This window comes from Janthinobacterium sp. YR213 (assembly GCF_900099875.1).
Taxonomy (GTDB): domain Bacteria; phylum Pseudomonadota; class Gammaproteobacteria; order Burkholderiales; family Burkholderiaceae_D; genus Janthinobacterium; species Janthinobacterium lividum.
Window position 1 is genome coordinate 660,672 of the sequence record NZ_FNDA01000002.1, and the last position, 14,557, is coordinate 675,228.

General features: G+C 54.3%; 15 protein-coding genes and 1 tRNA gene. 15 read left to right on the forward strand and 1 reads right to left on the reverse strand.

The window, feature by feature from the left end:
• Window positions 1-17: 17 nt before the first annotated feature.
• The 15 genes from BLT98_RS12165 to BLT98_RS12230 all read left to right on the forward strand — a co-directional run bounded on the left by BLT98_RS12165 (window position 18) and on the right by BLT98_RS12230 (window position 14,326).
• Window positions 18-1,232 (forward strand): BaiN/RdsA family NAD(P)/FAD-dependent oxidoreductase, encoded by a 1,215-nt coding sequence (locus BLT98_RS12165; RefSeq protein WP_034779856.1) that lies wholly within the window; start codon window positions 18-20, stop codon window positions 1,230-1,232.
• Window positions 1,233-1,393: 161 nt separating this feature from the next.
• Complete coding sequence (locus tag BLT98_RS12170; protein ID WP_092608033.1) at window positions 1,394-1,999, forward strand: FxDxF family PEP-CTERM protein; 606 nt, start codon at window positions 1,394-1,396, stop codon at window positions 1,997-1,999.
• A gap of 155 nt (window positions 2,000-2,154) precedes the next feature.
• On the forward strand, window positions 2,155-2,367 hold the full coding sequence (rpsU, locus tag BLT98_RS12175; RefSeq protein ID WP_008451879.1) for a 30S ribosomal protein S21: 213 nt from the start codon (window positions 2,155-2,157) through the stop codon (window positions 2,365-2,367).
• Window positions 2,368-2,560: 193 nt separating this feature from the next.
• On the forward strand, window positions 2,561-3,013 hold the full coding sequence (locus BLT98_RS12180; protein WP_034746974.1) for a GatB/YqeY domain-containing protein: 453 nt from the start codon (window positions 2,561-2,563) through the stop codon (window positions 3,011-3,013).
• 130 nt (window positions 3,014-3,143) lie between these two features.
• A complete protein-coding gene (gene dnaG, locus BLT98_RS12185) occupies window positions 3,144-4,940 on the forward strand; it encodes a DNA primase (protein WP_070254315.1) in 1,797 nt (598 codons plus the stop codon).
• A 465-nt stretch (window positions 4,941-5,405) separates the two neighbouring features.
• Entirely contained in the window at window positions 5,406-7,646 is a 2,241-nt protein-coding gene (gene rpoD, locus BLT98_RS12190; protein ID WP_034779848.1) for an RNA polymerase sigma factor RpoD, read from the forward strand.
• A gap of 108 nt (window positions 7,647-7,754) precedes the next feature.
• Window positions 7,755-7,833 (forward strand) — tRNA-Ile (locus BLT98_RS12195).
• A 484-nt stretch (window positions 7,834-8,317) separates the two neighbouring features.
• Window positions 8,318-8,659 (forward strand): hypothetical protein, encoded by a 342-nt coding sequence (locus BLT98_RS12200; protein WP_244517470.1) that lies wholly within the window; start codon window positions 8,318-8,320, stop codon window positions 8,657-8,659.
• A gap of 26 nt (window positions 8,660-8,685) precedes the next feature.
• Entirely contained in the window at window positions 8,686-8,898 is a 213-nt protein-coding gene (locus BLT98_RS28775; protein ID WP_139179234.1) for a hypothetical protein, read from the forward strand.
• A gap of 103 nt (window positions 8,899-9,001) precedes the next feature.
• Complete coding sequence (locus BLT98_RS12205) at window positions 9,002-9,451, forward strand: hypothetical protein (protein ID WP_092608036.1); 450 nt, start codon at window positions 9,002-9,004, stop codon at window positions 9,449-9,451.
• Between the two features lie 296 nt (window positions 9,452-9,747).
• Entirely contained in the window at window positions 9,748-10,374 is a 627-nt protein-coding gene (locus tag BLT98_RS29505; RefSeq protein ID WP_280141217.1) for a site-specific integrase, read from the forward strand.
• Window positions 10,375-10,478: 104 nt separating this feature from the next.
• The gene (locus tag BLT98_RS12215; protein ID WP_139179236.1) at window positions 10,479-10,880 is read left to right on the forward strand and encodes a hypothetical protein; all 402 of its coding nucleotides are present in this window, start codon (window positions 10,479-10,481) and stop codon (window positions 10,878-10,880) included.
• A 10-nt stretch (window positions 10,881-10,890) separates the two neighbouring features.
• Window positions 10,891-12,297, forward strand: coding sequence for a KGGVGR-motif variant AAA ATPase (locus BLT98_RS12220; RefSeq protein WP_170846367.1), 1,407 nt, complete (start codon window positions 10,891-10,893; stop codon window positions 12,295-12,297).
• Complete coding sequence (locus BLT98_RS12225; RefSeq protein ID WP_092608042.1) at window positions 12,290-13,759, forward strand: hypothetical protein; 1,470 nt, start codon at window positions 12,290-12,292, stop codon at window positions 13,757-13,759. The genes BLT98_RS12220 and BLT98_RS12225 overlap by 8 nt, the downstream gene beginning before the upstream one ends.
• Window positions 13,760-13,990: 231 nt before the next feature.
• A complete protein-coding gene (locus tag BLT98_RS12230; RefSeq protein ID WP_092608045.1) occupies window positions 13,991-14,326 on the forward strand; it encodes an FKBP-type peptidyl-prolyl cis-trans isomerase in 336 nt (111 codons plus the stop codon).
• Window positions 14,327-14,342: 16 nt separating this feature from the next.
• On the opposite strand, the gene BLT98_RS12235 is transcribed toward BLT98_RS12230, so the two are convergent.
• Window positions 14,343-14,537 (reverse strand): hypothetical protein, encoded by a 195-nt coding sequence (locus tag BLT98_RS12235; RefSeq protein ID WP_092608048.1) that lies wholly within the window; start codon window positions 14,535-14,537, stop codon window positions 14,343-14,345.
• Window positions 14,538-14,557: the final 20 nt, after the last annotated feature.

A 14,557-nucleotide genomic window follows, 5' to 3' on the forward strand; every position in this document is an offset into this window, starting at 1 on the left:
CGGTGACCGGAATTCTTATGGCAAAACAATTTGATGTGGCAGTGATCGGCGCGGGCGCGGCCGGCATGATGTGTGCGGCTGTTGCCGCCCAGCAAGGCAAGCGCGTGGTGCTGATCGATCACGCGGCCAAGCTGGCCGAAAAGATCCGCATCTCGGGTGGTGGACGGTGTAATTTCACCAACATTAACGCCACCCCGCAAAATTTCCTCTCGGAAAACCCGCATTTCTGCAAGAGCGCGTTGTCGCGCTACACACCGCAGGATTTCCTCGCGCTGGTGAAAAAATACCGCATCGGCTACCACGAGAAGCACAAGGGCCAGCAATTCTGCAATGAGTCGGCCGAGCAGATCATCGACATGCTCAAGGACGAGTGCGCCGCAGGCGGCGTGCACTGGCGCATGCCGTGCAAGATCGACAATGTTGTCCAGCAAGATGACGGTGGCTTTGTGCTGCAGACCGATAGCGGCGACATCGAGACGGCCAGCATCGTCATCGCCACGGGCGGCCTGTCGATCCCGAAGATCGGCGCGACGGATTTTGCCTACCGCATCGCTAGGCAATTCGATTTGACGATGGTCGAACCCCGTCCGGCCCTGGTACCGCTGACGTTCGATGCGGCCAGCTGGGCGCCATTCGCGGAACTGTCCGGCATCGCGCTGGAAGTCGATGTGGAAACGGGCAGCCTGAAAGGCCGCAAGGCTACGGGCGCGCGTTTCCGCGAAGATTTGCTGTTCACGCACCGCGGCCTGTCGGGCCCGGCGATCCTGCAGATTTCCAGCTACTGGCTGCCGGGCGAACCCATCGTCATCAATCTGCTGCCGGAAGTGGACGTGGCGCAGACCTTGATCGAAGGCAAGGGGACCCTGAAGAAGCAACTGGGCAATATCGTTGCGCAATGGCTGCCGCAGCGCCTGGCCGACTGCTTGCTGGCCGTCAACGGCCTGGCACCGGACGCGCGTATCGCCGACATGCCCGACGCGCAGCTGCGCAAGCTGGGGCTGGCCATCAATGCCTGGTCCATCGTGCCGAACGGTTCCGAAGGCTACCGCAAGGCGGAAGTGACGCGCGGCGGAATCGACACGCGCGAACTGTCGCAGCAGACCATGATGGCCAATAAAGTGCCGGGCCTGTATTTCATCGGCGAAGCGGTTGACGTGACGGGCTGGCTGGGCGGCTACAACTTCCAGTGGGCCTGGGCTTCCGGCGTGGCGGCAGGTATTGCCTTGCAGTAACAATCAGTTGTCATTTTGGCGCGACAAGTGATTATTGGTGACAATGTTCTTGACTTCGATCAATTGATGTTGAATACTTGGCATGTAAATTAATTTTTAGACATTTTTCATGCCTGGTGGTAATTAGTCAGGCATTCCCCTGACCATGCCCTGGAGTCGCCATGAAACGCCTGATCGCCACCGTCGCAGCAACCGTACTCACCAGCGCCGCCTTTGCCAGCACCCCCGTGCTGAGCAACGGTGGCTTTGAAAACAATTCCGTCGGTGGCGGCTACGTCTATGGCAATGTGGCGCCGGGCTGGAGCTTCACGGGCGGCGCTGGCGTGTCGGCCAGCTACACGGCGTGGAATGGCGTGGCGCAGGAGGGCAACGCCTTTGCTTTCCTGCAAAATACGGCATCGATCTCGCAAAGCTTCGTCAGCTCGGGCGCCGCCGACTACTCGTTCGCCTTCAACCTGGCGCTGCGTCCCGGCTACGATCAGGGCCAGGCCGTGACGGTCAGCCTCGATGGCAGCCTGCTGGGCCAGTACGCGGTGACCAGCACGGGCTGGACCAGCTTCAACGTGAACGCGCTCAACATCGGTGCCGGCAGCCATACCCTGAGCTTTGCCGGCATCAACCCGAACAATGCCTACGATACCTCGGCCTTTCTCGATGGCGTCAGCATGAACGTCAGCGCCGTGCCGGAACCGGGCACGTACGCCATGCTGCTGGCGGGCCTGGGCCTACTGGGCTTCATGGCGCGCCGCCGCAAGAGCGCCATTTGAGGTAAACTGCTGCCAGGATGCGTGGTTTACACCACAGCCGGGCAGCAATCTCAGGCTGCATGCCGCACGCAAGTGGGGGAGGGGCTTCCCTTTCCGATTAAAAGCTGCTACTATCTATCTCTTCCTATACACCACCTCAACGGTTTGAATTTTACATGACCACTATTCGCCTTAAAGAAAACGAGCCGTTCGAAGTCGCAATGCGTCGCTTCAAACGCACCATCGAAAAAACGGGTCTGCTGACCGAATTGCGCGCTCGCGAATTCTACGAAAAGCCAACAGCTGAGCGCAAGCGCAAGCTGGCAGCTGCTGTAAAGCGTCATTACAAACGCATCCGCAGCCAACAACTGCCGAAAAAATTATTCTAAGACTGTTCAGTCAGAACCAACCCGGGTAGTTCGGCGCATTGTTCGCCACGGGTTTTGTTTTGATTCGCTTGGAGTGATACTTCAGATGAGTCGCATACCCGCTCCGGTTCGCCGCAGCGGGTTTTCGCTTTTGTGGCCGCCTGCTTGGTTCACACATGAGCATCGAGCCCTACTTACCAACACGAGGATTGCCATGAGCTTGAAAGAACAAATTACCGAAGACATGAAAAACGCCATGCGCGCCAAGGAAGCGGGCAAGCTGGGCACGATTCGCCTGTTGCTGGCGGAAATCAAGCGCAAGGAAGTCGACGAGCGCATCGAATTGACGGATGCCCACGTGACGGCCATCGTGGAAAAGATGATCAAGCAGCGCAAGGATTCGATCACCCAGTTCGAAGCCGGTGGCCGAGCCGATCTGGCCGACATCGAAAAAGCCGAGCTGGTGCACCTGACGGGCTACATGCCTGCCGGTCTGTCCGACGAAGAAGTGGCGGCCGAAGTGGCTGCCGCCGTGGCCGCCTCGGGCGCCGCCGGTCCGCAAGACATGGGCAAGGTCATGGCCATCGTCAAGCCGAAGCTGGCGGGCCGCGCCGACATGACCGTGGTGTCCGCCCTGGTCAAGAAAGCCTTGACGCCGGCAGCGTAAGCATACAATAGTAGCAAGGGCTGCCAGCCATCGCGCTGGCAGCCTGTTAACAGCCCACACGTTGACCTGGCTCAACCTCAGGCCGCGTGCGGTAGTATAGTCTGACCTATAACAAGACCCGCCCTAGCCAGTGATACCTCAATCCTTCATTTCCGATTTGCTCAACCGCGTCGATATCGTCGATGTCGTGGGGCGCTATGTGCAACTGAAAAAAGGTGGCGCCAATTTCATGGGCTTGTGCCCGTTTCACAGTGAAAAATCGCCCAGCTTTACCGTCAGCCCCACCAAGCAGTTCTATCACTGCTTCGGCTGTGGCGCGCATGGCACCTCGATCGGCTTTTTGATCGAATACTCGGGCATGGGCTTTGTCGATGCCGTCAAGGACCTGGCGCAGAACGTGGGCATGGTCGTGCCGGAAGCGGATGACAAGATCCCGCCGGCCCAGCGCGCGCAGATCCAGGCGCAAAGCATGGCCCTGTCCGACGCCATGACGCAGGCGTGCGATTATTACCGTGGGCAATTGCGCCACGCGCCGGAAGCCATCGCCTATCTGAAGAACCGGGGCTTGACGGGCGAAGTGGCCGCTCGCTTCGGCATGGGTTTTGCGCCCGGCGGCTGGGATAACCTGCGCTCCGTCTTCCCCGATTACGACGTGGTGGCACTGGCCGAGGCTGGTCTCGTGATCGACAAGGTCGATGAAGAGGGCAACAACCGCAAGCGCTACGACCGTTTCCGCGAGCGCATCATGTTCCCGATCCGCAATACCAAGGGCCAGGTCATCGCCTTTGGCGGCCGCGTGCTAGACCATGGCGAACCGAAATACCTGAACTCGCCGGAAACCCCCTTGTTTTCCAAGGGTTTCGAACTATATGGACTGTTCGAGGCGCGCCAGGCCATCCGCGACGCCGGCTATGTGCTGGTGACGGAAGGCTACATGGACGTGGTGGCGCTGGCGCAGATGGGTTTCCCGCAAGCGGTGGCGACCCTGGGTACGGCGTGCACGCCCACCCACGTGCAAAAACTGCTGCGCCAGACCGATAACGTGATTTTCAGCTTCGACGGCGACAAGGCCGGCCGCCGCGCCGCCCGCCGCGCGCTGGAGGCGAGCCTGGCCCATGTGTCGGACAATAAAACCATCAAATTCCTGTTCTTGCCGTCGGAACACGATCCGGATAGCTATATCCGCGAATTCGGCGCCGAAGGTTTTGAACAGCAAGTGCATGAAGCCATGCCGCTGTCGCAATTCTTGCTGAAAGAAGTGTCGGGCGAGCATGATCTGTCGGAACCGGAAGGGCGCGCCCGCGTGCAGTTCGACGCCAAGCCCCTGCTGCAGCTGATGGCGCCATCGTCGCTGCGCCTGCAGATCGTGCGCGGCCTGGCGCAGCTGACGCAGTCCACGCCGGCCGAGATCGAAGCCCTGTTCGAGCTGGCGAAACCCGTTGCCGTGGCGCGCCGCGCGCCGCCGAAATCGGGCCGCCCTGTGCCCGTGGGCCTGGAATTGAAGATCATGCGCATGCTGGTGGCGCATCCGCCCCTGACCATGCGTATCGACGAGGCCGCTCTCACCGCCTTCCAGCACCTGGGCCCCGATGCGGCGCATAGCTTGGGGCAGCTGGTGGCCGTGGGCCAGGCGCTGGGCGAGCACGGCAGTTTCGCCGCGCTGGCGCAGCAGTTGAAGGAGCTGGGCAGCGAATACGACGAGATCATCGGCGAGATCGCGGCCGGCACGGAATCCGATTACGACAGCGAATTGTCGTGGCTGGTGAGCACCATCCGCGAGATCAAATTGAATGCCTTGAAGGCGGAATTGCAGCAATTGTTCGCGTCGGGTTTGCCATCGGAGAAAATTGGTGTACGCTACCGCGAAATCATGCAGGAGCAAGGCGATCTGGAGCGCGAGCGCGATGCCGAGTTGGTGAATCGCTAACCTTGCCTTGAGGGTATGGCGCGCACTGGAAAAACATTTTTCGCGTGCTATAATTAAATGCTAAGTATTGTGTGCTTTGGCAAGCTAGTTCTGTTTCGTAAATAGTATTTGTTTTCAGTAAGTTAGGCTCTTGATCGGCGCGGTGGATCGTGTCGGCAGCCAGGGCCAACTGGCGTTTTCGGCGTTGCGGGCAAGGGCTCGCGGACGCTGGCAAGCCGCGCCAGGCTCTCGCTCCCAACGCGGTCGATGCAGGAATTTTTGCCGAGACGGCTGGCAACAGCCGGTGGACAGGAATTGCTGCGCTTCCCGCAGATCGTGGCCGATGAGGTGTAAGTAACGTAACAGTGTCGAATTTGCGTTGTCGGCAGGTTCGAAGATGGTGGTTCCCGCAGGTAGACAGGGAACTGGCAGCAAACTTTATCCTAATCCACCGTAAAGCAAGTCGTTGTGTAATCGAAAGCGCCTGTGCCAATCAAGAAACCCGAATCCAAAGCGGCTGTAAAGCCCACTAAAGTTACCACGAAAGCCGAAAAGGCGCTCGACCGGCCAGAAGCGCGCGTCACCAGCGCGCCTGTGGTCAGCCAGACCACCGATGCCGCCACCCTGGCGGCGATCGATACGTCCGGTTATGTCTTGCCGTCGGTAAAAGTGCCAGGCCGCCGCGGCCGCAAGCCAAAAGAATTCCAGCCAGAAAATGATGAAGTCGCCGCCCTGAACGCCGTCGAGCGGGCCGAACTGAAGGCCGTCGACAAGGCCAAGGCGAAGGATCGCAAGGCGAAAGAGCGCGCGCTGCTGAAGGACGCTTTCTCGTCCGACACGGAAGCGAGCGAGGAAGAACTCGAGCGTCGGCGCCAGAAACTCAAGACCCTGATCAAGTTCGGCAAGGAGCGCGGTTTCCTGACCTATGCGGAAATCAACGATCACTTGCCCGAAAACATCGTCGATCCGGAGGCCATCGAAGGCATCATCGGTACCTTCAATGACATGGGCATCGCCGTCTACGAGCACGCGCCCGATGCGGAAACGTTGTTGTTGTCCGATAACGTTGCCGTCGTCACCAGCGATGATGAGGCGGAAGCGGCAGCCGAGGCCGCATTGTCGACCGTCGACTCCGACTTTGGCCGCACCACCGATCCCGTGCGCATGTACATGCGCGAGATGGGCTCGGTCGAGCTGCTGACGCGCGAAGGCGAGATCGAAATTGCCAAGCGGATCGAAGATGGCTTGAAAGACATGATCCAGGCCATTTCCGCCTGTCCCGTGACGATCGCCGAGATCATCGCCGCCGCCGACCGCATTGCCAACGAAGAGATCAAGATCGACGAAATCGTCGACGGCCTCGTCGATGAAAACGAACCGGTCGCCGCCGCGCCTGTCGTGGCCGCTCCCGTCGAAGAAGACGAGGAAGAAGGCGAAGCGGAAGAAGAGGAAGTCGAAGAAGAGGAAGAGGCGAGCGCTTCCGGCGCAGCCGGCTTCTCCGCCGAGCAGCTGGAAACCCTGAAACGCACGGCGCTGGAAAAATTCGCCATCATTTCGCAGCAATTCGACAAGATGCGCCGCGCCTTCGAGAAAGAAGGCTACAACTCGAAACCCTACGCCAAGGCGCAGGAAGCCATTTCGCAAGAGTTGCTGGGCATCCGCTTCACGGCCAAGGTCGTGGAAAAGCTGTGCGACACCCTGCGCGGCCAGGTCGATGAAGTGCGCCATATCGAAAAGCAGATCCTCGACGTGGCTGTGAACCGCTGCGGCATGCCGCGCGCCCACTTCATCAAGGTCTTCCCGGGCAATGAAACCAACCTCGACTGGGTCGATGGCGAAGTCAACGCAGGACACGCGTACAGCGCCATCCTGGGCCGCAACATTCCGACCGTCAAGGAACTGCAACAGCGCCTGATCGACCTGCAGGCGCGCGTCGTCTTGCCGCTGCCGGACCTGCGCAATATCAACCGCCAGATGGCGGCCGGTGAAATGAAGGCGCGCAAGGCCAAGCGCGAAATGACGGAGGCCAACTTGCGCCTGGTCATTTCGATCGCCAAGAAATACACGAACCGCGGCCTGCAATTCCTCGACCTGATCCAGGAAGGCAATATCGGCCTGATGAAAGCCGTCGACAAGTTCGAGTACCGCCGCGGCTACAAGTTCTCGACGTATGCGACCTGGTGGATCCGCCAGGCCATCACGCGCTCGATCGCCGACCAGGCGCGCACGATCCGTATTCCCGTGCACATGATCGAGACGATCAACAAGATGAACCGGATTTCCCGCCAGATCCTGCAGGAAACGGGCGCGGAACCTGATCCGGCTACCCTGGCGATCAAGATGGAGATGCCCGAGGACAAGATCCGCAAGATCATGAAAATCGCCAAGGAACCGATCTCGATGGAAACGCCGATCGGCGACGACGACGATTCCCACCTGGGCGACTTCATCGAGGACAACAACACCCTGGCGCCGGCCGACGCGGCCCTGCACGCTTCCATGCGGGGCGTGGTCAAGGACGTGCTCGATTCCCTGACGCCACGCGAAGCGAAAGTGCTGCGCATGCGTTTCGGCATCGAGATGTCCACCGACCACACCTTGGAAGAAGTGGGTAAGCAATTTGACGTGACGCGCGAGCGCATCCGCCAGATCGAAGCCAAGGCGCTGCGCAAGCTGCGCCACCCATCGCGCTCCGACAAGCTGAAAAGCTTCTTGGAAGGCAACTAGAAGCCAATAGGGCTTGACGCGCGCCCCTGATACCCCTATCCTCGCGTGTCCGTTTCCAAAACGGCCGCGCGAGGCGGGTATCAACAGCGCCGCCACGCCGCAGTCCCCGGGCCTCTAGCTCATGCTTGGTTAGAGCAGCGGACTCATAATCCGTTGGTGCCGTGTTCGACTCACGGGAGGCCCACCATTATCTTGCAACTGCAATTTGAAATTTTTCGATTTGTGGTTGCGTTCTTCTTCTGCCAGCGCCTCAAAGGCAACGGCAGGGTCTACGCCAGCTTCTTTTACGATCTTCAGGGCCGTATTGAAGTCTGGCATACGCTCCCCCTTCACATACTTCACCAGCGTTGAGTTTGGCAGTCCCCACAGCTTGGACATTGCCAGCGTTGGGCGTCCCTTCATTGCATTTTCTATCAGTTCTGCATAGTTCATAGTTATTTACTTTTTGCAATTTATACGTTTGGACAATAATATGTATTTGTCCAAACGCGCAAATTCTTGTCCGTTTGGGTAAGTAAACGATAGCACATCTAGGTTGAATGTAAACCGCTCAGTCTCCGGCCCAAGGGCCGCCTGTTTGCCCACTGGTACGCCTTGGGAGGTTTTTTCGGCTGCTGATCCGTGCAAAAACTTAATCGCTCTAGCGGGCGACTTACTCCAAGGAAAAGACCATGAAAAATACCATCCAAATTTTGCACGTCACCCAAGTGGCTGGCCGTTCGAAAAAAACCGGCAATGACTACGATATGCGCATGGCGCAATGCATCGTCCACAAGCCAAACCGCGATACCGGCGTCATCGAGCCGTTAATCGGTGAGCTGGTCTTGCCGGAGCGCTTCAAAGACACTCAACCGGGCATGTATGAGGTTGAGTTCGAAGTCTCGATCTCGCAGGACAAACGTGTCGGCGCGCAGGTCTTTTCCATCACTCCTACTTCTGCTGCTTCGCAAGCAAAATCTGCTGCCGTGGCCCCAGCCGCTAAGGTGAGTCCAGCTCAACAAACTTCCGCGTAATTTCTATGCCTGTCTGCGTTGAAGGAATGTCCCTCACCACGGCGCCTCGTACGCCGGGGCTTTCTCCGTACATTCCGGTTCCTTTTCGTAATGATCCCAATGCTTGCACTTGGGTCATGCAAACCGGTCGTGAGTACGCTGAGGCGCAGGCTGCACAACAGGAGTTACAGGATATGTTTTTGCCGGTGATTTTGGTCGTTATTTTTGTCCTCGGCTGGATAGCGGGGGCGCAACGATGATGCTGCTTAAAAATCTCTGGCCCGTTCTGTTTTTGGCTGGCCTGTTTGTCTGCGGCGTGTATCTGGCCAAGTACGTTATTGCCCGTTTTATGGAGCACAAATAATGACTATCGCCGCTGTCGTTGGCTATGCCTTGGGTGGTCGCCAAATGTACGCGCTCTTGCGCTCGATCTGGCAAAGCGTCTTGGGCCGTGGGCCGAACGGTGAGCAGATGGGGCAAGTCAACGTCCGCGATCCGCATCGCTTCGGCTTTGGTGTCACTGGTGCGCACAAGATCGCCAGTTACATTGCTAAATACTGCGGCAAGGAAATGCAATGCAGGGCGCTCGATCAAAAGCGCTATTTCCGTTCTAAGGGCATCGTGGTGCCCGAAGTCTACTCTTGGCGCCTGTTGGGCTGCACGTCGATGCTTAGTGCCGCACAGGCCGCTTTTCGTGCGATTGAAGGGCATTGCATGGATGGATTGCAAACGTGGTGTAACAACGGACTTGGCGTGGTTTATCTTGCGACGGCACCGGGCCTACCTGATGCCACGCATGAATGTCCGTTTTGAATGTTGTATAGTTTATTTAATGCAATATTTGGAGTCACCTGGCTATGGGCGTTTCGGAGACGTCGCAGTTGGTTTTTCCGGTGGATGGTGTCATGCAGAAGACTTGGGATGATGCCGTTCAACGATGGTTGATCGAGAAGTCGGATAAAGCCTCCTTGCACTCCGATAAGTGTATTATGTGCTGGTTAGATCCTCACTTGAGTGGGATGTTGCTGGTTGACATTTCTCGCACTATAGTTGACTCTTTGACACATAGAAAGTTGGCATCTGGTGCTAGTAATGGAACCGTAAATAGAATGCTCGCCCTTTTGCGTTCAATACTGATTCGCGCGTCGGTTGATTGGGAATGGGTATCTGCGGTACCTAAAGTTAGACTGCTTCGAGAACCTGTGCGTCGGATACGTTTTTTAACCCAGGAGCAAGCTGAATCCCTGCTAACACAGCTTCCTTTACATCTCGCACATATGGTTGCATTCTCACTGGCAACTGGACTAAGGAAGAGTAACGTGACCGGACTGTGTTGGTCTCAAATCGACCTATCCAGAAGGCTTGCTTGGGTACATCCAGATCAGTCTAAATCCCGAAGGGCCATAGCTGTACCCTTGAATATAGATGCTATTCGGGTGTTGGCTTTACAGCAAGGTAGCCACCCTGTGAGTGTCTTCTGCTATAGAGGGCGGCCGGTCCGTGAGGTCACCACCGCAGCTTGGTATAAGACGCTTGAACGATGTGGAATTGAGGATTTCCGGTGGCATGATTTACGTCATACGTGGGCAAGCTGGCATGTTCAAGGAGGTACGCCTCTGCATGTACTGCAAGAGCTAGGTGGTTGGGAAAGTGCGCAGATGGTTCGTAGATACGCACATTTTTCCGTATCGCATCTTGTAAGCTATGTCGACAGGCTTCCAATCTTTTTGCGGTAGTGTGCCAAACTCGAAGCACTATTGACTGTAAAATGTTAAGTTGGTTATTGCGAATTTAGCATCTTATATTTTTTAGTTTTTGCAGTCCTCTAGAATACTAATCCATGAATTATGAAAATTGCATGAGAAGTGCCGCGCACAGGCACTATGAAGCCGCTGAGGGCTTGATGCGGACTCACCGCAAGGACGTTGCCGGATATCTGTATGGAATCGCTGCGGAGTGTGCTATCAAGGAAGCAATGTTGCGTTCCGGAATGCGTACTTTGCCTAAGGACGAGCGTCAGGATGACCCGTTTTATGCACATTTTGAGTCTCTTAAGACACTTTTACGGGACTCTGCTCAAGGACGACTCAAAGGGCCTTTACGTAAAGTGGCAGAAAATAGTGCCTTTATGCAATATTGGGATACTTCAATGCGTTACTCTGATGGCAAGGCTATTCCGATTGCGTGGATTAATAAATGGCGCGATCAGGCCCAATTTGCTTTAGCTTTAATGGATGATTAAGGGGAGATGTATGACAATTAGATTTGACGAGAGTCTCCCTGCCTTCGTTAAAGTTATGGCTGAATCATTTAACATGGCTATAGTTGAGAAATCGGTATTCGTTCGGGATGCTGGGGGTAAACTTTCTGTAATTATAGATGAAGATATTGATGAATCAATTATTGGTATATTTGCAAAGTATTATTCTGATGTTTTAGGCCCCTATGCGAGGCCAGATAGAGTGATTGCTGGAAAAAATGCTCCTGGCGCCAAACGGTTACTTAAAGAAGCTAAGGATGTTAATCCTATTTTTGTTAGCGGCTGTTTGGTTAGAGTGTTGGATCGTAGAATCGTCGGAATGGATTGGTTGCGTACACCGCAGGTATCTAAATCAAAAACTCCTCGTTTAGTATTTGCAAGCCTAAAAGGTGGTGTCGGACGTTCCACAGCTCTATGTGTTGTTGCCGCCTACCTCTCAAGGCGAGGTAGGCGAGTCTTAGCAATTGACTTCGACTTGGAAGCGCCAGGAATAGGCACTATGCTTCTAAATGAAAAGGAGCTTCCTCGTTTTGGGACTTTGGACTATTTTGTTGAAAGCGGAATTTCTGGAATTGATAATGAATTTATTGCGGATATTTCTGGGGAGTCTTATCTAGGTGCACGAGGTGGTAGAGTTACCGTAGTACCTGCGATTGGGAAAGAGACGCTCGCCAATCCAGAAAATGCACTTGGTAAGATTGCTAGGGCATATATAGACAGTTCAGATGAGGATGGTACTCCAAATGGGTTAACGGAGAAGCTGATATCTCTTGTGACGAGGTTTGAGGATACTGGGGCATACGATATTGTTTTGATCGATGCGAGAGCTGGTCTGCATGAAACTACGGCGGCGGCAATATTGGGTTTGGGAGGGGATGTACTTCTCTTTGGTACGGATCAGCCTCAAACTTTCATTGGTTATAAGCTATTAATGGCTCATCTTGCTAGGTTCCCTATAGATCTTGAAAATGATTGGCGTTCTAATTTGAGATTTGTGCATGCAAAATCGTCGGATAGCCCTGAAAATCAAAAGTATGCCGCTGAGAGATTTGAATCATTATTTTCAGTGGTAGATGATTCTGTTAATGAAAAGAAGAAGCATTCGGATCGCGAGTACCTAGATCCATCCGATGAAATGTATTATACAAATAACGAAGTTGAGCTAACAGAGTTTGATTTTGAGACGGAATGGCTGCAAGATGAATCAGATGTGGATCGTGAAAGTAGTTTTTCTGCGCCTTCTACATTACATGTTTTGGATGATGGAAGGTACAGGGATTTTGACCCTCTTTCTGATAAAAAGTTATTGGCATCAAGTACATTCTATGCATCGTTTGGGGAGTTAATTGAGTATGTTGACGAAATTATGGATGATTTGATAGCTGAAAATCATGATTAAATTTGCAAATAAAGATTTTTCGGTAATACGTCAGAGTCTCGCATCAATGGATTCATCTGCGTCACACGTAGCAAGTGGTGGCGGCCGACCCAAAATTAATGAGATATTCGCTCCAGAAGCTCATGCTGGCGCACTAGATCCAAACGTAACTGTTGTTTTAGGTTCTCGTGGTGCAGGGAAGAGTTTTTGGGCAGGAGTTCTCGGTGATGATGCTGCCCGTGCTTTTGCCGCTGATGCCTATCCTAGGCTTGGACTGCAAAATATTGATGTGAAATTTGGTTTTACTGGTGTTTTAGCCGATGGTTCGGTTTCTAGAGCGACAATAGATTCTCAAGTGCCAATCGGATCTGAGGATCAAAAAGGGCCAATGTTATGGCGATGTGTTTTGCTGAAGGCATTGAAGTCAATAGTTGATCCAATGTCTCCATCAGATGATATTTCCACTATGATGGCCAAGTACACAAATCCGGAAATGTGGGAAAATGACTGCATACAGGTTGATAAAATTTTATCTTCAAATGATCGAACTGCATTAATAATTTTTGATGCATTAGATAGCCTCGCAATGGATTGGGAGCGACTAAGGAAACTAATTGATTCGCTACTTGAAATAGCATGGCTAACGCGTGGATTCAACTCGATAAGAGTGAAACTTTTCCTTCGTCCGGATCAGTTGAGAGATATTGGGTTGCGCTTCGTTGAGCTTCCTAAATTATTAAGTGGAGCGACGAAGCTAACTTGGAGTGGTGTTGATTTATATGGGATGCTATTTACAAGATTAGCGGGTATTGAAGATCCGATATTAAAAGAATCCCTTAATGAGGTTTTTGCTGAAGAAGGCGTGAGCGCTGCTCCTACGGGGTTGGGGCGCCTTCGAAGCTGGCCACTTGCCTATGATAAAGTCATACAAGCGAGGGTTTTTGCACGTTTAGCTGGTCCCTACATGGGGAGCAGTCATAAAAAAGGGAAGACATATGACTGGCCGTTGAAACATTTAGGGGATGGCCATAGTGAAGTTACGCCTCGAAGTTTTTTAACGCTTATGATTGAGGCAGCAAGGCGTTCGCATGGCCAAATTGAGCAGGTCTTGACGGCGGAAGCCATACGACACGGTCTACGTGAGGCCTCTAAATTTCGTGTTGATCAGCTAAACGACGAGTTCCCGTGGATTAAACGTGTACTTTTACCGCTTGCTAGGTTGCAGGTTCCTTGTGCCGATAGTCAAATTGTTGATCGGTGGCGAGAAACCGCAACTATTGAGGCTGTAATGTTGCGAGTCGGCAATCGTGAGTTTTTGGGCCCGTTTGATCCTAGAACCCAACAAGAAAAGCATGAAGCTCTAATTTTGGCTCTAGTGCGGATAGGAGTTTTGATTATTCGTGGAGATGGTAGATATGATATGCCTGACCTATTCCGCGTTGCTGCAAGGCTATTGAAGAAGGGGGCTGTAGCTCCTATTTAGTAATGAGATGTGGCTTGGGTAACAACTGTTGAGATAAAATAGTTTATTGGTGCTTCCCTCGGTGAGCCTTGAAGCGAGCATGTGACTCATAATCCGTTGGTGCCGTGTTCGACTCACGGGAGGCCCACCAGAATTTGCAGTAGTGATCGAAGCCCCGGCGGGCCACTGCCGGGGCTTTTTTTATGCTGTCGTACAATCGCGGCATCGTGATTTGATGAAGGATGAAACAAGATGACGGCTGAAGTGAAGATTGAAGACATCGTCGTTGGTGACGGCAAGGCGGCGGCGCGTGGCGCGCTGATCACCTCTCATTACCGGGGCTGGCTGGAAGATGGCACGGAGTTTGACTCGTCGCACAAGCGGGGCGAACCGTTCCGCTGTGTGTTGAGCAATAACAAGGTGATCCAGGGCTGGATTCTGGGTTTGCATGGCATGCAGGTCGGTGGCACGCGCAAGTTGTGGGTGCCGGCGGCGCTGGCGTATAGCGAACGGCAGGTGGGCTTGATTCCACCAAACTCCAATTTGCTCTTCGAGATCGAATTGCTGGAAGTGCTGACGCGCGATTGATGTCTGGATGGTGTAATCAGACAGATACGACGTCGGCTTTTTGCGCGAGCAGTTGTCCGACATCGGCGTGCAGCGCCTGCTGCGTGGGGGCGCTGGCGTCGCGAAAGGCCAGGTAGCCGACCAGCCTGAGCTTGCCCGCCTGGCGCTTGGCCAGCATGGCAAAGAACAGGATCAATGCCTCGATGGCGAGCAAGACGGTGCAGGAAGGCATGGGCTGGCACCAGGATGGAC

Excerpts from the sequence above, each read along its gene's own strand:
- BLT98_RS12230 (WP_092608045.1), top strand. The coding sequence starts at position 13,991 with ATGACGGCTGAAGTGAAGATTGAAGACATCGTCGTTGGTGACGGCAAG.
- BLT98_RS12180 (WP_034746974.1), top strand. The coding sequence starts at position 2,561 with ATGAGCTTGAAAGAACAAATTACCGAAGACATGAAAAACGCCATGCGC.
- BLT98_RS12225 (WP_092608042.1), top strand. The coding sequence starts at position 12,290 with ATGATTAAATTTGCAAATAAAGATTTTTCGGTAATACGTCAGAGTCTC.
- BLT98_RS12235 (WP_092608048.1), bottom strand. The coding sequence starts at position 14,537 with ATGCCTTCCTGCACCGTCTTGCTCGCCATCGAGGCATTGATCCTGTTC.
- rpsU (WP_008451879.1), top strand. The coding sequence starts at position 2,155 with ATGACCACTATTCGCCTTAAAGAAAACGAGCCGTTCGAAGTCGCAATG.
- BLT98_RS12165 (WP_034779856.1), top strand. The coding sequence starts at position 18 with ATGGCAAAACAATTTGATGTGGCAGTGATCGGCGCGGGCGCGGCCGGC.
- BLT98_RS12200 (WP_244517470.1), top strand. The coding sequence starts at position 8,318 with ATGAAAAATACCATCCAAATTTTGCACGTCACCCAAGTGGCTGGCCGT.
- BLT98_RS12170 (WP_092608033.1), top strand. The coding sequence starts at position 1,394 with ATGAAACGCCTGATCGCCACCGTCGCAGCAACCGTACTCACCAGCGCC.
- BLT98_RS12205 (WP_092608036.1), top strand. The coding sequence starts at position 9,002 with ATGACTATCGCCGCTGTCGTTGGCTATGCCTTGGGTGGTCGCCAAATG.
- BLT98_RS29505 (WP_280141217.1), top strand. The coding sequence starts at position 9,748 with ATGCTCGCCCTTTTGCGTTCAATACTGATTCGCGCGTCGGTTGATTGG.
- BLT98_RS12220 (WP_170846367.1), top strand. The coding sequence starts at position 10,891 with ATGACAATTAGATTTGACGAGAGTCTCCCTGCCTTCGTTAAAGTTATG.
- BLT98_RS12215 (WP_139179236.1), top strand. The coding sequence starts at position 10,479 with ATGAATTATGAAAATTGCATGAGAAGTGCCGCGCACAGGCACTATGAA.
- BLT98_RS28775 (WP_139179234.1), top strand. The coding sequence starts at position 8,686 with ATGTCCCTCACCACGGCGCCTCGTACGCCGGGGCTTTCTCCGTACATT.